General features: G+C 60.0%; 6 protein-coding genes and 2 pseudogenes. 3 read left to right on the top strand and 5 right to left on the bottom strand.

Annotated features, from left to right (window positions below):
• The first annotated feature begins 411 nt into the window (after positions 1 to 411).
• Positions 412 to 10,005: a DUF8128 domain-containing protein gene (locus K6T50_RS18205; protein ID WP_222609259.1), complete on the top strand. Its 9,594-nt coding sequence runs from the start codon at positions 412 to 414 to the stop codon at positions 10,003 to 10,005.
• A gap of 2,353 nt (positions 10,006 to 12,358) precedes the next feature.
• Here the strand turns inward: K6T50_RS18205 and K6T50_RS19380 are convergent.
• Positions 12,359 to 12,472, bottom strand: a pseudogene (locus tag K6T50_RS19380) (DUF7995 family protein); the annotation flags it as partial.
• Between the two features lie 281 nt (positions 12,473 to 12,753).
• On the opposite strand from K6T50_RS19380, the gene K6T50_RS18200 reads away from it, so the two are divergent.
• Positions 12,754 to 13,299: a hypothetical protein gene (locus tag K6T50_RS18200; protein ID WP_222609258.1), complete on the top strand. Its 546-nt coding sequence runs from the start codon at positions 12,754 to 12,756 to the stop codon at positions 13,297 to 13,299.
• A gap of 11 nt (positions 13,300 to 13,310) precedes the next feature.
• Here the strand turns inward: K6T50_RS18200 and K6T50_RS18195 are convergent.
• Both K6T50_RS18195 and K6T50_RS19355 read right to left on the bottom strand, forming a co-directional pair.
• Positions 13,311 to 13,753, bottom strand: a pseudogene (locus K6T50_RS18195) (RNA-guided endonuclease InsQ/TnpB family protein); the annotation flags it as partial.
• Positions 13,754 to 13,961: 208 nt separating this feature from the next.
• Positions 13,962 to 14,117 carry a DUF7563 family protein gene (locus tag K6T50_RS19355; protein WP_425601417.1) on the bottom strand — a complete coding sequence of 52 codons (156 nt, stop codon included), beginning with the start codon at positions 14,115 to 14,117 and terminating at the stop codon, positions 13,962 to 13,964.
• 197 nt (positions 14,118 to 14,314) lie between these two features.
• Here K6T50_RS19355 and K6T50_RS18190 point away from each other — a divergent pair, with 197 nt between their 5' ends.
• Positions 14,315 to 15,238 carry a TIGR03571 family LLM class oxidoreductase gene (locus K6T50_RS18190; protein WP_222609257.1) on the top strand — a complete coding sequence of 308 codons (924 nt, stop codon included), beginning with the start codon at positions 14,315 to 14,317 and terminating at the stop codon, positions 15,236 to 15,238.
• Between the two features lie 32 nt (positions 15,239 to 15,270).
• On the opposite strand, the gene K6T50_RS18185 is transcribed toward K6T50_RS18190, so the two are convergent.
• Together K6T50_RS18185 and K6T50_RS18180 are read right to left on the bottom strand one after the other, a co-directional pair.
• Positions 15,271 to 16,881 (bottom strand): hypothetical protein, encoded by a 1,611-nt coding sequence (locus K6T50_RS18185; protein WP_222609256.1) that lies wholly within the window; start codon positions 16,879 to 16,881, stop codon positions 15,271 to 15,273.
• The gene (locus K6T50_RS18180) at positions 16,878 to 17,654 is read right to left on the bottom strand and encodes an ABC transporter ATP-binding protein (protein ID WP_222609255.1); all 777 of its coding nucleotides are present in this window, start codon (positions 17,652 to 17,654) and stop codon (positions 16,878 to 16,880) included. Before K6T50_RS18180 ends, K6T50_RS18185 begins: the two co-directional genes overlap by 4 nt.
• Between the last annotated feature and the right edge of the window lie 323 nt (positions 17,655 to 17,977).

Below are 17,977 nucleotides of genomic sequence, written 5' to 3'. Positions count from 1 at the left end.
AATACCATTGTTGAAATCGATAATTATGCACGACGTCAGTATTTCTTTATTATTTGCATCAGTTGTTCTCCAATTCGAATACGCTTGTGGGTGGCTATTTCCATGGCTTTACGCAATTGGGACTAATGGAGCTATACATCTACCCATAATATTAATTACAAGCCCTATATTGTACAGATTACTGCAAAGAAAAGTCAAAGATGCAGATTGGAATATTAGACTGTGGACTGTATTTAAGTTGACCATCCCTTTTTCAGGTATGTTTTCATTATTATTTATATTTATATTTTTAATCACTCATTTGTTCATATCACCCTCCTGTCGTGGATCGTATTGGTTCTTTCATCTTTGATAGCGAGAGAAACAGAATTTTATATGCAGTATCGCGCATCCTTTAGATAGAAATTCTTAATGAAGATTCCGTTTCTCAACACCGGCGGCTACCAGTCTCTGGAGATTAGCAGGGAACTCTTTCGTACACTGCAAAATCGGCTCAACCACCAGCAGAACATTTTGGTACAGACACGTCCGTACAAGGAAGGTCCTGGCCAAGAATATGGGACAGAAGTAATTAAGACGTTCCTCAGAGGCGGCGTCTCTCAAAGCCGCCTATTGAACCTTCTTGGTCGGCAAGAAGTTCCGGGCCCGTTTTCATTTGAAATCTGGTTCGACGAAGGCCACGTGAAGTTCGTTTGGGGGCTTCCCAATGACCACTGGTACAATCAACACCGTGAGATGCTCTCGGCGAACTACCCTAAAATAAATATTGAGCGCGCGAGCAAGGGATTCCCATCGTTTGCGCCGGGTGATTATGTGAGCGGTGGCTACCTAACGCTTGACCGGAATATCTACCACCCAATTAAGGGGATTGGTGAGGAGGCACACGGCCGATTCCCCCAAGGGAAGGCAGCTTACCGGAATATCACCTCCGCATTGATCGGACGGAGTGGGACATCAGCCATCGCTCAAATCGTGTTCACACCGGCTGAAGATTGGCGGAGTCGTCGACTCGGGTGGCGGAATGCGCAAAAAGTCTCTCGGCATCTCAAACAGGGGAACTTCGTCCACAGTTGGTGGAGCCCACATATCGATGACCCGACCGAGAAAGAACTCCGGACGGCCGAAGCCATCGACAACATGGAAAACGAGCGGGCGTTCTACGTAAACGTCCGCTACTTCGTGTTTGGTGAATCGGAGAAGTTCGTCACAGAATCCGCCGCGCAGATTGGGAACGCCTACGTCAGCACGTACCATAACCCCGATTACGACCAACAGTTCCGCGATGTCGCCTCTCGCGGTCGTTCACTGAAATCGTTGCTGAAGAAAGGCGTCGGACGGGAGTGGGACCCAGAGCCGGGCCGACCAAAAGACGACGCACCCAACTTCCCGCTCACGCCACCGGAGATCGCCGGTCTTGCCCACCTGCCGAACGACGAGGTGGGCACGCCCAACATCCAGTTCACCCGCCGTGGACTCGGTGCGCGAGCGCCTGGTGTCGCTCCGCGGAAGGTGAAAGCAATCGACTCGCTTCCGTTCGAGGAGTACGACGTCGGGCCCACGTCGCCGAAAGGGGCGCTGTCTGCCACCCCGACGGAATTACCCTCCGGCAACCCGACCGAGCCGGCTTCCGACGACGCGAAACCCCTCGAGGGTGAGGTCGACGAATCTCTCCCCGACCCCGAAGAATGGGGGGAGGACGGCGCCAGCAAGCACGTGTACGGTGACGCCTCCTTCCAAGGGAAGGTCGAAGAGCCGGCGAATCAATTCGATGGGCCGCAGCGCGAAGCGTTCCTGAAGCTGTACGATAGGTACACTTCTGAAGACCTGACTGTCGAAGACCTCCGAGCCGAGGCGAGTTCGGACGAGCAGGCGGTGTTCTTCAGCAAGATGCTGGAAGCACAGCAGGAGTACGAGCGTCGGAACGACCCCGACGGCCCGTACCAGGGGCCCGCCGACAACCTCCCGGCGCCGGCGCGGGAGATGGAGCAAACTTCGATCACGCCCGTCAGCGTCGAACGCGAGTGGTGTTTCGATCCACACACCAAGGAAGACCGCGCCTACGAGGTGAAGGTCCACGATGAAGACGGCGAGGTCTACATGGGCAAGGACGTCAAGCAGGAGCTGTTCGACATCCACGAGGACCACCCCGACTCGCCCATCTGGCTTGGGTATCTGAAGGACAACCGCGTCGGCTTCCACGAGATCGGCATCGAGAAAGACTCGTGGTTCCGCCACCTGACGATGTTCGGCATGACGGGGATGGGGAAGTCCACAGCCCAGAAGAACATCCTCAACCAGATCGCACGGAAGGGCTACGGATTCTGTTACATCGACCCGAAGGGCGACACCGTCGACGAACTGATCAACGAGCTGCCCGAGCATCGGATGGACGATATCGTGTGGATCGAGCCGGCATCCGAGGACTTCGACCAAGTGGTCGGGATCAACTTCCTCGAGGCGTCGAAGGAGCCTGGGACGGTCGCGTACAACAAGGAGGTCTCTTCGATCGTCGACGACCTCACGGCCATCCTGAAGGGCGGTGACTACTGGGGGCCGAAGATGGAGGGGATCACCACCAACATCGCCCGTGCGATGATCCGCTCGCCAAAGCCGTTCACCCTCACGGACATGTACCATGTCATCATGTCCAAGCCGTCTCGCCGGGCGTTCGCCGACATGATCGCCCGCGAGGGCCAGCGGCTGATGGAGCGTGAGGACCTCGACGAGGACAACAAGGAGGCGATGTTGAACATCCACTCCTACACCGAGAAGATCGCCCAGATGGACGACGAAGAGGTCGACGCCGTCGTTCGTCGTATCCAGTCGTGGGTCGAGGATCCGCTCGCCCGCGGGATCGTTGCCCACCGCGAGGGGACGGTCAACATCACTGAGGCCGTCGAGGACGGGAAGATCATCCTCGTCAAGATCCCCATCGACTCGGACGACCTGAAGCGCGTCGTCTCCACCGCGGTGATGCGGCGGGTGTGGTCGGCGATTCAGGCCCGGCGCGAGGAAGAGAAGCTCCGGGAGCCATTCTTCACGTTCATCGACGAGTTCGACTGGGTCGAAAGCGAGGAGATGGACGTCGAGGCCATGCTGTCGAAGGCGCGGTCGAAGAAGATGGGTGTCGGGTTGGCCAACCAGAACCCCGGACAAATCAGCGACAGCACGCAAGACCAGATGTTCGCAAACAGCCGGTCGATGGCGACGTTCGGGATCGGCCTCCCGAAGGACGCTCGCCTGCTTGCAGAGCGATTCGGTGAAGAGGTCGACCACGTCGATATCGAGGAGATCCCGCGCTACGTGATGTTCACGCGCGTACTCCTACAGGACGACCACGAGGAGTACCTCTCCCCACCAATGCCAGTGAACACGTTCGCCGATTACCCACCCGTCCGCACACGTGACGAATCCAAAGACCGCATCCGTGAGTCTCTGGATACACACGGCGTCCCTCCCCTAGAATCGAACATCAACGAGACGGCGATGTTGATCCACAACTTGGGGAACGACGAGGCCACCCAGAGACAGTTCCTCCAGTCCATCCGCGAGGTACAGTTAGAACGAAACCGGGAGGCAGTCGCACTCGGTCGCGTTACCGAGGTATTCGAGGAACGAACTGGTCGAGACATCCAAGACTATCCGAACGGGCTTGCGGTCGACACGGCTCACTTCAACCGCTATGTAGTTGCTGAAGACAGTGGCCACACTGACGGCACCGACGACGTCGCCGTCGACGCCAGAGAATTAGTCGAAGGGGAGGCACCGCCCGGGAGCCTCACAGTCCGCGAGTTAACTGGAGAAGAAAACGACGAGAATCACCTGATCGCCAACACAGACGGCGCTGTCTCACTTACTGACGAGGGGTTAGCGTTCATCCTCGCAGCTGACGAAGGCTCCTTTGAGACGACCGACACCCACAGGGAGCTGTTGGCCCACGGGTTCGACTGGTTCAGCCGTGCGGGCTTTCGTGTCTCCATCCTTGCCCAGCAGCACAAGACCGACATCAGCGACGCCGAGGGAGAACTCCCGGGCGATCTCGACAAGTCGTCGCCGCGTGCGTTGAAGCGCTCCATCGAGGAGATGGAGGAGACGTTCGAGCTCGCGTACTCACTGGGCGACAGCCAAGACATCACGCTTGAAGCAGAGGCGTCGCTGACGAAGCCTGCCGGCCCGCTACACAACCTCCAGCGTGGCGTCAACACGGGCAAGAAGGTGTTCTTCCTTGTCCGCGACGGTCGCGCCAACAACCGATCGCGCGAACACCACGCCGACAGACTCCACGGGTACTTGTCAGACCCACCGCTGGCAAGTCGAACCGAAGTGTATGAAGACGAGAGTGGGAATACGATAGAGAGTACGATCCTCTACAACCGCACCGAGTTCCTTGATCTCTCCGATGAGGACGAGCCTGACAAGTACGCTCTGATAGAGAAGGGCAACTCGAGCCTGTGGGAATGGAACGGGGCGACGTTACGGCTCTTCAACGGGAAGTCGGCTGACGCAACTGAGCGCGGGAGGCTGGATGGCGAAAAATTGGATGATCCATCGACCAACGCCTTTGATCGGTGGTGTCGGTACGACATGTACGAGGATGAGTGGGTGGTCTATCTCAACGGTCGCGAAGAACTCTACGATTCCATCGAAGAGCTCGAAGAGGACTGGCAGCGGGTCCGGAAGCCGTTCCTCCCTGAGCACGAATTCGAGACCGAGCCGACCGAAGACGACTGGGAGATCGTCATCGTCCCGACCGATCATGGACTCATCGAGAAGCCCACCGACGCGATGCCGCGGCTGTACGATGGAGAAGATCACAGGCCGCTCATCGCCGAGGAGTATTGGGACGACACCTTCACGCAGACATACGAGCCGTCGATACTGCGGGGGTTCGGCGGGACGTCGACGAGCGACGACGAGGGAGTAACCAGCGAGCATCAGGGGCTGTACAACACCGTCTCTCGCAAGTTCATCAGCGCCCAGCGGATGCGCGACGAGGACGCGAGCCTCCCGTCGATCGAACGAAACCACACCGCTTCCGTCGATTACGGCGGGAAAGATCCTCTCAGTCGCGTGTTCTGGGAGCAAGTGTGGAAGCGCTACGGCGACGGAATAGACTTCGAACAGCCGATGGACGCGAGTACGCTGAAGAAAGCGATCAAAGGCGCCCAAGCGATGACCAGCAACCGTGACCAAGCGATCGAGGATGCTGTGCTTGCCGGGCAACTGATTCACACCGATATTGGGTTCTTCCTCGCCCCGCCACGTGGGAATCACGTCAAGTTGGTCCTCCGCGGAAACGCCGAGGAGTACATCCAACGGGAGGGATGGGAGGAAATCTGGGACCATATGGGTGCCTTGCCCGGGGAGACCTTACCCGAAATGGGATTCAATGGGGCCGCAGTCAACAATGGGCCATTCACGGGTGTTGACGCTGTGAAGCCGCGCGTACGTGCCGCAGTGAAGGCTTCCATTGACCGTGGCACATTAGAAGTCGTCGAGAACGAGACGCCCGATGGCCGACCGATTACCGAACTTCGGCTCCCCGCCCGCGATCCTCCAGAAGAATGGACTTCGACATGGGCGCACAGTAGAGTGGACCAAGATGAGTATCTGAAAGAGCGACTTCTGTACGGGGTACTGAAAAACGCCCACGGATTGACGCTTGAGGAGGCCAAAGTAGAAATCGAACGGGCGGAAGAGACGAATGTCCTCATCAAGGAAGGAGAATTCTACAGACTAAACGACCCACACGACAACTCAACACCGCAAATCGATTGGGACACCTACTTTGAAGACGAGGACTCGGACGGAGCGGGAAGAGGCAAAGACGACGGAGGTGTCGACGAGGCGCCAGACATCGGTGGGGGTCCCACTGAACCGCCACGTACCGATCAGGGACAAGAGGATTCGCCCACGGAGAGCAATGAAGGGCGAGACGTTGCGGCGGGCAGCGTCAGTGTAAATGAAGTTGAAGTAGATTCACATGGTCGAGAGCTGGAGAAGAGTGGGAGCTCGAGAGAAATCGAGCGAAACGATGCAGAGATTGAAGGAGAGAAGGCCGCAGTAGACACGATCGGTCAAGTTGAGACCACAGACGACGACTTCTCCACCCCTGACGCCGAGACAAACGGTGCAAGGACTGACCCCGAGACTCTCGACTCGCAGGACCCGCCAGCGTCAGACTCCAATGACCAGTCAGACACTGACGCGCCCACTACTGTCGACCTCTCGCGCCACTGGCCCGAAGCAGGGATCATCCCCGACGACGAACCCGAAGGCTGGAAAGACGCCTTCGCGGACGCGACCGACTACTACCACGAACAGCTTGATTCACGGAGCACGGAGAAGGTCCACCACAACCGGCTGCTCGATCATATCGATGCGACCTACCGGACGCCCTGCACGGACGTCGACCGCGAGGCCGTCGACACCGATGCTGACCCGTCGACGATCCCCGAGCACTCCACGTACGTCGCCTCCTGTCCGTTCTGTACGGTCGAGGCGACCTGCCGTGGCTGCGGCCGCGACCGCGCGGTCGCCCGGTTCGACGCGACACCGTGTAGCCACGACGACGACCGGAGCCACAAGCACTCCGTCGTGGAAGGGTCGTGCGACCATTGTGTGATCGATCCGTTCTGCCCCGACTGTGTCGCTATCCACGAGGCGACCCACGACGACCCCGAGTACGTCCCCATCGAGACGCTCGACGAGGACGAGCCCGTGACGATCGTGTGGAACTACCTCAGCACACTAGGCGTCGACAAGGAAGAACTGGAAACGGTGGAGGGTGTGGCTCCCACCGATCCGTCCGTCGAGGTCGAGATCCCGGTCAGGGACGTGCCTGAACTGACGGACGAGGATGGCGAGCCGCTAAGTGTGTCGGACCTGCCGCCCACCGTCCAACCGGGCGTGACCCGGCCCGAGTCGCTCATCCCCGACGACGAAGGAGACGACGCCGGCGAGGACGATGCTGCAAGCGACGGCAGCGAAGACGGCGAAGAAGACGAGGACGAAGACGTCCTCCACCTCCCGGTCGAGTGGGGCCACGACGAGCCGACCGTACTGGTCGAGCACTACCAGTGCTTCAATGACCACCGGCACGAGCCCGCCGACTGTGGGATGTGCCCGTCGGACATCACGACTGCGGAGCCGTTCATGTACCTCCCAGAGAGCGCGGGGGACTACTTCACCGGGCCTCACTGGGAGGACGTCGATGTCGACACGAGCCTCCTTGGAGGGGACGACGCAAACGCCGGCGACGGCGCCGAGGCAGCCGAACAGCCGTTCGGCGGCTACAGCCACCACACGATCAACGGCTCGAACGACGAGCGGAACGCTATCCCAGCGACTATCGGCCGGCGGTGGGACGCAGAGACGGTCGCGGCCGCCCTGGTGGGCTGGGCGCCGGCGAGCAAGCAGGCGGGCCTTGAGGAACTCGCCCCGCACTACACGCCCCAGCAGCTCATCGCGACCGGGCTGTTCCAGATCGACTGGTCGGCCATCAGAGACGCGTTGAACGAGCGCGTCCCCGACGAGGAAGACGAGGTCCTCATCGACGACACCGTCTACTCGCGTGACGTTCGCGAGGCCATCGAGGACATCCACGGGGACGAGGAGCGCGACATCGATCTGTGGGGTGTCGTTCGGGAGCTCGACACCGAGACGCTCCTCCGCTCGCGCTGGCGCGGCCGCTACGTCTTCCCGTACTTCGACGAGAATGGGAATCCGGTTCACGCCTTGTCGCGCGTACAGAAGGGCAAGCCCCACTCGCGGGACCTCAACCCCGACGCGAAGTACCAGAAGATCCCCGGCTACGATGGGATTGCGAGTACCGAGCCCATCTACGGCACCCACACCCTCCGCCGCGGAGTGCCCGTCGTGATCACCGAAGGCATCGCCGACGCGATCGCCGCCCATGCACACGGGATCCCGTGCCTGTCGCCCGTGACGGTGCAGTTCAAGGACCGGAAGGTCGAGCGGCTCTTGGAGATCATCGAGGAGTACGACATCCCAACCGCGTACGTCGTGCAAGACAACGAGCAGGCGTCGTTCACCTACACCGGCGACGGTGCAGACGACTCGGACATCGTCGAGGTGGACGTCGACGAAGACGAGGATCCGTTCGCGACCGACGAGGGGGCGGTGATCAACGCCGAGTTGGACTTCGAGGGTGTTGCCCCCGGGGAGAAAGGGGCGCTCAAGACCGCGAAGACGTTGGACGACAACGGCATCGGCGCGTTCCTCATCGAGATTCCCCGGATCGCTGGCCGGAAAGTTGACCTCGACGACTACCTCTCGCAAGGGCTGTACGAGGTCGCGCCACCGCTGCCACACCTGACGGCGCTGTTGGAGAAGTGGCGCCGCGAGGACGACGACGCGGAGCTGCGTGACTCGGTGGGGTCGTCGGGCCTCCGACGCCTTTCGGCGCGTGCAGGCGCCCTCACGGACGGCCTGTCGGCCGGCGAGACTGAGTTGCTGGACCTGATCGGTGAGCGGCGGGCGTTCACCGACCAGTACGGTCAGCAAGTGACTGCGTTCCTCGAGGAGCACCACACGAGTGAACTGGAGACTGACGGGGACGAGGACGTCACCGTCCGCGGGCTTCCCGAGGAGGAGCCTGCGAAGAGCGACATCCCAGCGCACTTCGAGGAGTTCCCCCACATGGACTACGCCGGCACCGGCCTGGATGAAGACGGGCTCATGGCGATAGTCGAGTGGGACATCGAATACGGCATCCCGCGGGTCCCCATCGGCGAGTACATCGACTTCGCGGAAGCGAAGACGGCGTTCGCGACCGCCGACGGTGCCGGCTGGGAAGCCGTCGTGGAAGACGTCGACCTCGCAGAGTACCGCCCCCCGTCGCTCGCGAAGAGCGGCCTCGGCGCGTACCTCACGCTCGGGCGCCACGTGACGATGCGTGGGACGGGGAGCATCCACCGCGACGTCACGCCCTTCGGGACGGTGGAGTCCGACAGCGACCACGAGAGCGACGCTGAGTCGCTCCGTGTGGAGCCGTTGTTCGAGGGCCACACCATCACCCACCCGACCGCGCACGACGCCTACGACGACCTGCAGCGGTCGGCTACGTACAGCCAGTGGACCGAGCGCACGGAGTCGTTCGCGAGTGACCCACACGAAGACCTGGAGAGCGGAGCCAACGCCGGCTACAACGAGTTCTACGACCAGAACATCGTCGCGCTCACCGGGCTTGACATCCAGGAGCGCGGGCCGAATCCGCTCAGTCACGTCGGCGATTCGGAGAACTACTTCATGCCGCTCGACCGGTTCTTCGCGTACGACCACAAGCGGAAATGTGGGTACAATCCGCTCACCTACATGGCGTGCATGGCCAAGGTCCGACCCCCCTCCGACCCTGCCGGTCCATTCACCGACGAAGAGGAGCTCCACACTTGGGTTCGTATCAAGAAGAACACCGGGATATTAAGCACCGATGCGAAGGTGCCGATGAAGCTGTTCAACGCCGCTGCGATCGAGCTCGGGACGGCCTCGAGTGAGGACATCCAGCCAGTCGAGCACACCCGTAAGGATCGCGACAACTGGACCCGTGAGGAGATCGTCGACCCCGAGAAATGGAACGCGACCGTCGATGCGTTCGAGGAGGAATTCGGTGTTGACTCCGGTATCAGGAAACAGATAGTTGAAGAGGATCTGCTGGTCGACGGGATGACCAAAGAGGAGTCGTTCGAGGCCTTCGCCGAGCATCACATTACTGATGTAAAGCCGGATTGGGACGAGCGAGATACTGACCAAGCCACGGTCAAAACGAAATACGCTTGGGCTGCGTATGAGGAGTTTTGTGAAGTCAATGGTGTTGACCCCCGCCCCCAGGGAGATTGGCCTGAGCTGGTTGAGGAGATCGGCTGTGAGAAGAAGCGGATGACTCTGAATAGAAAACGGAGGCGTCGACTTGTGGGGGCAACTCTCACACCGACAGGCTGGATGATGAAGAAGAGGAGGCTTGGTTCGGACGGGCCACGGGACTAGAATCCCCACCGAAAACTAACAACCTACCAGATATATTAGACTCTGTTCTGCTTCAAATTGGTACTCGTTCAAAGGCTGGTTGTGAGGGCTGGGAATATTGAGCAATCTTGTTCCTTGGAGTACTGCGAGCAATATGGACCAAACCGTGATCAATACACCTACCCGATTTGGCTAATGGGGAACGGTGTGCTCTATGGTAGGTCCCACCATCAAATTAGGAAGCCAGATTCCCAGCTGGGCCCATATATGTGCGGTATTGGAATTGGGAAATAATCTAATTAAGTTCAGGTATTCTATCGACTCATCTATCCGTTCAGCACTCCCAACTCAATTGAGTTATCGGACTGGCCCTCATGGAAGCGACGTTCCTGTTGACCTGAATGAGAAGTTAGGATTTCGAGAGAGTTATTGACACTATCGAATGAGTGCCACGGTTCAATTGATGACGGGATATTCATTATCATACTTCTGAGGGTAAAGGAGGAGCACCCAGGAACCAAAGTCAGTTGGTGAGCCATTCGGTATGGCCTTCGGGGCGTAGAATTTCTTTTTTCTACAAATCCAGCACCCAGTAACTCATGGTGGAGTAATCTATCATATTGGTTGGCAAACGTACAACTACCGGGATGGAGATGAGTTCGAGGTGAGGATACCATTTGGCGTCGCAAAAATGTTGACCGAAGGAGATCGCCTTGGCTCCTAGTAGTTCAGCGAAAAATTTGTGTGGGACATTCTACGGTAGTATGACTTCCACTTACCAGAAATATGATGTAAGGACAACCGGCGGTGAAAGGGCGCGGACAGGGGGAGCGGACAGGGGCGAGCAGTCCGTTAAACCTGAAAATAACCATACGGCACCGGATTAAGGGGTTGTCCGACACCCTGTCCACCGCTAATTTCGGCTCCGGAAATACACTCTCAGTTATTACAATCATCCAATCATCAAAAATCCCTGTACGGCAATGGGTGGACAGGGGTATGAATTTGTCCCGGACAGGGGTGTGGACAGGGCGATCGACCATGGAGTTATTATCCTCGCAATCTATCACGTATTTCCTCCTTATGGCCACTGATACCCTCAAATCTGTACGAATACTTTGTTCAAGAATTTCTTCAGTTGACTCCCCTTTTTTGCAGGGTTTGAGCGCGGGGGAGGGATACATAAAGACCGTATTGAATAACCCCCTATATGACGTTACGGAGTTCGAAAGGCCCTGTCTTCTGTGGCAGACTGCCAGACAGTAGTCGACACCACCAAGCGGGCAGTGGGCCCTCATTGTACCAGTTGCCTTTCATGGCCTCTTCGAGGGCTGGGGGGTTGGTCGAGTGGCGACAGCAGGAGGTCGATCGACGTCGACCGCGAACGAGACCTCGGCCCTGCCGATGGAGATCGTGTGGTCGACGATGACGACTGAGAGGGGGGTGGGTCCAGTGTAAGCGAGAGTCGATCGAGGCTACTCGATGAGTGGACTTCAGGCAGTCGGCCTCGAGGAGAGGGGGGTGGTTCAGCGTCACTGAGATTGAGTCGAACCGCGACAGCGACAGCGTCAGGTGGGGGCTGGATCCCTATATCGGAAACCCGAGAAGTTCGACAGCCAGGCCAGTCGAGTGGCCACCGTTTCACTCTGCCCGAGGGGTGTGATCGACAGCGCCAGCTCGGCGACGATCGACGCAGTCCGACCGCGGCCGCGACTCCTCCGAGTGGGGTCGAAGCGACGGCGTCCGCGACCGCCTTCCGCGGGGGGTCGAGATGGAGTGTCGACCCGGCCCGTGACGACCGCAGACGAGTGGGCAATCTGCCGCAACCAGCATCGGCCCCGGTGGGGGTAGTCCGCTCCGGTTGTCCAGGGGGACCAGTGGGACTGTCCCCATAGCGGCGAGTTGTGATCCGCACCGTGAGTGGCGCGGTGGGATCAGCATCGGCCCCGTAGGGAGAGGCTCGAGGAGCGGCCCCATTCGAGACTGTACGTCGACCGCCGACCTACTATTTTTGTGATACATCATCGGGACCGCTTCGAGGACCGCTTCGGCGACCGCGAACTCGTCGCTGGTGTCCCAGTCCGAGCCGGGAGTCGGCGCGGTCGAACCGCCGCGACTCGCTGCGCGCCTCCGGTCGCTTCACTCCCTCCGGTGCTAGCGTCGCCGGGGCGGGACCGACCACACCTCACCCGGCTTCGAACCGCGACCGCGACCGTCCCGCACGTGGACCACTTCCTCGTCGACGTCCCGGCTGTCCGCTCCGCGAACCGCCACTCGTTGCCCCCGCTTTCGACTTCTCGGGAACCAGATACGTCCGGGCGCTCGGCCGGCCCTCGCGAACAGCACCGATCCGCTCCGCGACCGGATATCGTGAATCTGGTATGTCGCCAGCGTGTGGGTCCGCATCGACTAGGCGGCCGAACACTGTTTTCCCTGCAGCCAATGCTTCGTTTTCTGTCGATGCTTCTACGAGCGCGTAGATGACCATTGCATCTGAACCACCCCAACGCCCGTCGGTATGGTTACCGACGCGCGCCACTCTCTCGCTGGCGCAAATAAATATCTCGGTGGTGCAGGGGTCTTCACATACCCTGTCTTGACCGTTCCATGTCCTCGCCCGTGGAAGGAACGCTGTGTATCCCACCCTCGGTGGCGTCAATCCACTCACTTTTTGTATCTTACTTTTGACTTACTTGTCAGTGAGGTAGATATTGCATGTCATTGGCTGATACACACAGACCGACGAATCGACGCGAGCGGTACAGTTTGATGGCTGATGCGGCATCCCGACCGTTTGCGGCCGGTGCTATCGCCGTTCCCCTTGTACTCCCCGTCTTGGGCTACCTCTCGACCGATGTCCGAGTCATGTTCACCGTCCACCTCTTTCTCGGCGCATTCTGGTTCGGGACGGCAGTGCTCGGAGCGGTCGTACTCGGCCCAGTCATGGGGAGTCTCTCCGAGGACGCGAACGTCGAGTTTGCCGAAGGCTTCGTACCGAAGATGAATCTGCTCATGGAACCAGTCTCCGTCGGTGTGGTCGGTTCGGGAATTGGTCTCGCCAGTATGATGGGGCTGTGGGCATCTCCGACCCCATCACTGTGGGCGGCATTCGTCCTCGCGATTGCGCTGCTCGTTCTCGGGTTCGGCCCACTTCACAAATTCACGGCAGGAATGTTCGACGAAATCGCTGCCGACAATACTGACCACGAGCGACTCGCATCTCTGAACAAGAAGTACGGCATGCTGAGTCTAGTTGAGCTCGTCCTGATGGTCGCCATTGTCGCAACGATGTCCGGCCTCCGTTGGGGCTTGTGAACTACAATACCCTACTCGCCCACGGCTGAGGCCGTTCGCTCCGTGAGGGTAGGGCTTCCTGGTTCCACGACGCGCTTTGCAGATACGGACGTATCCACAGGGAGCGCAGTCTCCACAGTCTGTGATTCGGCGTGTCCCACTCCTACATCTTCGAGACCACGAGAACGGATATTCCACGCTGCGTTTGCGTCCCTATCCGCTGCAAACCCGCAGGCAGGAAAGGAGTGTTCACGGACCCACAACGGCTTCTCCGTCGAAACATCACAAGACGCGCACTGCTTCGTCGTTCCTCGCGGGTTAACCGCAACGAAGTGCGTCCCCTCTCGCGCTCGCATTTGTATTCCAGTAGCGAGAGGAACGTTCTCCACGCGGCAGACGCGGTGTTGTGGCTGTTGGATGGTGATCTCCATCATCCCCAGGACGGTAAGTCTTCGACCGCTACGGGGTCGTACTCACTGGGTGTGAGCGATTGCACCGAGTTGCTGGAGTCGAACTGGCCGGGTAGGTGAACGAGGAAACGCACAAGTTCCGGTCATTCGAGATGGTCATCACCGTCTCGCGTGTGTCTATGTGAAGACTGGTACACAGCTCCGATGAATACTGAACATTGTGCGATAGTTACCTATTGTACCTATTTTCGATTGTATTGCCGGGAACAGCGGTCACTGCCTCGCGCTGCGTGCTTCTCTGACACCATTGCCGTCTCGAATGAGATCCTCGCAGTTTGGACAAACGCGAACCGTCTCTGACCCACTGGGCGCAAACACATCGACATACCGTTGCGTGACGAAGCCCTCACAGTTTCCACAGATCGGCATATTCGTACACTTGGTGGTTATTTTATAGCTCTTTTGTCGCCATCTGGTATGGTGAATCCATTGATACCGTCGAAGTCACAGTCGACCGAGCGCTCGAGGTTGTAGATTACATGTGTTCGAATGGACAGCGAAGATGAGTCGGCGCGGTTCGAACCCACACCGGAGCCGACATACGACTCCCGAACCGATACGGCTCCGTGACTGATGCCTCCGACACCCGCGGGTACCGGCGCCTCTTCGACGGCGACGATCTCACCTTCGGCGCGGGGTTCCCCCTGACGGACGCCCGCGAGTCGCGTCCCGCCGTCGACGAGGAGATGGCGCTAGCTGCACACGCCGAGTCGGTCGGCTTCGACGGTCTGTGGGCGCGGGACGTGCCGCTGTACTGGCCGCGCTTCGGCGACGCCGGCCAGACGTACGACACCTGGCCGTGGCTGAGCCACGTCGCGGCCCACACCGACGAGGTCGCGATCGGCACCGCGAGCGTCGTCCTCCCGCTTCGGCACCCGCTACACGTCGCCAAGAGCGCAGCGACCGTCGATCATCTCTCGGACGGCCGGCTGGTAATGGGCGTGGCCACCGGCGACCGCGACCCGGAGTTCCCTGCGTTCGGCGTCGATATCGACGATCGCGGGGATCAGTTCCGCGAGTCGATCGACCTCCTTCGGACCGTCTGGAGCGACGAGTTCCCCGAGGCCGACGGACCGTGGGGGGAACTCGACGGCGACCTCGACGTGGTCCCGAAGCCGGTCGAGGGAACGATCCCGCTGTTGCCGACCGGGTTCGCCCGCCAATCGATAGAATGGATCGCCGACAACGGCGACGGTTGGTTCTTCTATCACCTCCCGGAGTCGACGCTGGAGTCGTATCTCGACGACTGGCGTACTGCCGCCCGCGAGAAGCCGTACGCGATGGCCGTCCGAACCGAACTCGCAGACGATCCGGAGGCCGATCCGGAACACCGCCACCTCGGCTACCGCGCCGGCGCCGAGTGGTTCGTCGAGTACTTCCGGACGCTCGACGATATGGGCGTGGACCACGTGCTCGTCTCGCCGGCGGGCGGCGAAGATCCCGAGGCTTCGCTGACGCGGTTCGCCGAGACCGTTATCGAGGAGGTGTGACGCTGACTGAGGACTGGGTGGTCAGTCCGTCTCTATTCGACGGTGAACCGACGATACCGACGAACTGCGTACCGGTACGCCCCGTACGACACACCCACAGTCACCAGCAGGTAGAGTCCGAACCCGACGACGAATATGGGTGTTACGACCAGGTTTCCGCTGATCGCGAACCAGGTGACGATCAGTCCGAGGATCGTTCCGCCCCCCACGACGAACAGATATCCCAGCATCACGAGCGTAGACGGCACGACTGACTCGGTGCCCCAGAACTCGCGTTCCTCGTAGATGGGGTACGACGATCCGATTCCGACCGCGAACATCGCCGCGGCAAGACACATTCCGAGGCTCACGACCGCGAACGCGACGACGTGGGTCAGTGACGTTCCGAGCAGGACCGAGCCAAGTGGGACGAGCACGGCGACCGGGAGTCCAACGGTGACACCGGCAAGCAGTCGCCCTCGGACGAGAGTGCGAGGCGTCGTCTCGGTGAGTAACAGCAGCGGCAACTGGGGGCGGTCGTCGCCCAGTGGGTTCAAGCCGAAGGTCGCACCCGCGAGGTACGTCCCGAGACCCACGCCCATCCCCGCGACGAGGAGTCCAATGGCGTCATTCGACGACTGCACGACAGTCATTCCAACAGGTGCGACGAAAAAGACGGCCATCAGGAGGTGGCTCAGCTCCTGTGGGTTGCGACGGCCGCGAACGAGGACGCCCCACGCGACGCGGCCGGCTTTGGTCCACGCGAACGGCTGTGGCGCGGTGAATCCGCCGGTCGACGTGCGCACCTGGTTCGACGTACTCCGATTCGGCGGGTCCGTGAACCAGAGTGTAGAGGCTTGCTTGGTCGCGATCGCTAGACCAACCGGTATGAGGGCGAGCAACCCACCGAACACTGCAACCGACCACGCTGATGTCGGCTGCGCGATGGGCGTTCCGAGGAAGGCGAGCGCGACGTACTCGACCAGGGGCTCGAAGGTGAACACCGCGAGCAACCGCTGTATCGAGAGCCCCTCTTCGACGACGTACTGTCCGAGGAACTGCGACGCAGCGACGAGCCCGATCATCGCGAGGATGCCACCTGCTTTCAGGAGACGATGGACGCCGGGAAGACGCCGCAGGAGCCGTAAGATACCGAGCCCACCAGCGTAGCCCCAGACAGCAGTACAGCAGATGAGCGGCACCGCGACCAGGCCTCCTGTGACGACGAGTACCGGGGACCCCAAACCCAGTGCGAACGTGACAGCGAACGCCATTGCCGGGAGTCCGAACCACAGAAAGAGTCGCCCGATTTCAGCGGTGATGAGTCCGAGGACGACTGCTCGTGGATGGACTGCCGTCAAGACGAGATCTTCGGCTTCGATGCTCCCGATGCGCTCCAGCGTCCGGAGCATCGCCAACAGGACGAGTGCGATGGGAATGGCAGTCGCAGCAGGTCCAAAGAACGGAACCTCGGTGACGGAGCGAGCGGTTAGACCGAGTACGTACGCTGCCGGAAGCGCGAAGAGAAGATTTCCGCCGAAGAACAACACGGCAATTCCAAGCCCGACGAGCCGACGCGTGTTGCCGAGATACCCCCGAAGACTCCGAATGAACTCCGCACGGCCGATGCGGAGCCCGTGGCGAACGTCGTCTCGAAGATTCATTCTCGCTCGGAAGTTGCGATTGCGTCGGGCTCACTGGTGACGGCGAGGAAGGCGTCTTCGAGCGACCCACTTTCGCCTGTCTCCGCACGCGCCTGTACTTCCGCAGGCGTTCCCTCGGCGACGAGTCGGCCGTCGAATAGCACGCCAACTGCGTCGGCGACAGCTTCGACGACCGGGAGGATATGTGTCGACAGGAAGACGGTCGTCCCCGTGTCGGCGAAGTCGGTGATAGACTCTCGGATGGTGCGTGCGGCCCGGGGATCAAGCCCCGATGTGGGTTCATCTAAGAACAGGACATCAGGATCGTGCAGGACACTCTGGATGAACGCGGTTTTCTGCTGCATTCCCTTCGAGTACGCGTCGATTCGTTTGTCGGCGTCCCCGGTCAGGTCGAATCGATCGAGGTACTCGTCGATTCGCTCTCGGGCGATATCCTGGGGGATATCGCGCAGGTCGGCGACGTACTCGAGCTGTTCGCGGGCGCTGAATTCCTCGTAGAGCGGTGGCGTCTCGGGAAGGTAGCCGATATGTGGGGCGAGGGAGCGTCGATTATCGACGTCGACGCCACTGATCCGGACGCTTCCGCTGGACGGTTGTGTGAGGCCGGTCAGGAGCCGCATTGTGGTCGTTTTGCCCGCGCCGTTTGGGCCGAGAAAGCCGTAGACAGTCCCCGGCTTGATGGCAAGCGAAAGACTGTCGAGGGCGACCTCGGAGCCGTAGGTCTTCCGGAGGTCACTCGTCTGAATGGCGAGGTCTTCGTCGCTGGAGGGCATTGATAACAGATGTCGTTTGTCAGACCACTCGTCTATGTGTTTCGGAACGAAGGAGTGAGTATAGGTAGCGGTCACACTCCCACTCTCATATTGGTTGGTCTACAAACGTCAGTAACCGATACGCGTCCACTCTGTACTGAACTGGCACAGGTGCGGAGACATCGACGTTGGCGAGCCACTGGATCGGGGGCGGCGGTAAGCAGGTCGTACTCTCGAGGACATATTCGGCCCGTCGCCCGACGCCCGACCGATTCGACCGCGACGCCCGCGACGGAACTCGCATTTCCGGATCGCGGGGCGATACAGATCGGCTACGAACCCAA

The organism is Halobaculum magnesiiphilum, from assembly GCF_019823105.1.
Classification (GTDB): domain Archaea; phylum Halobacteriota; class Halobacteria; order Halobacteriales; family Haloferacaceae; genus Halobaculum; species Halobaculum magnesiiphilum.
This window is presented reverse-complemented; position numbering and strand designations above follow the sequence as displayed.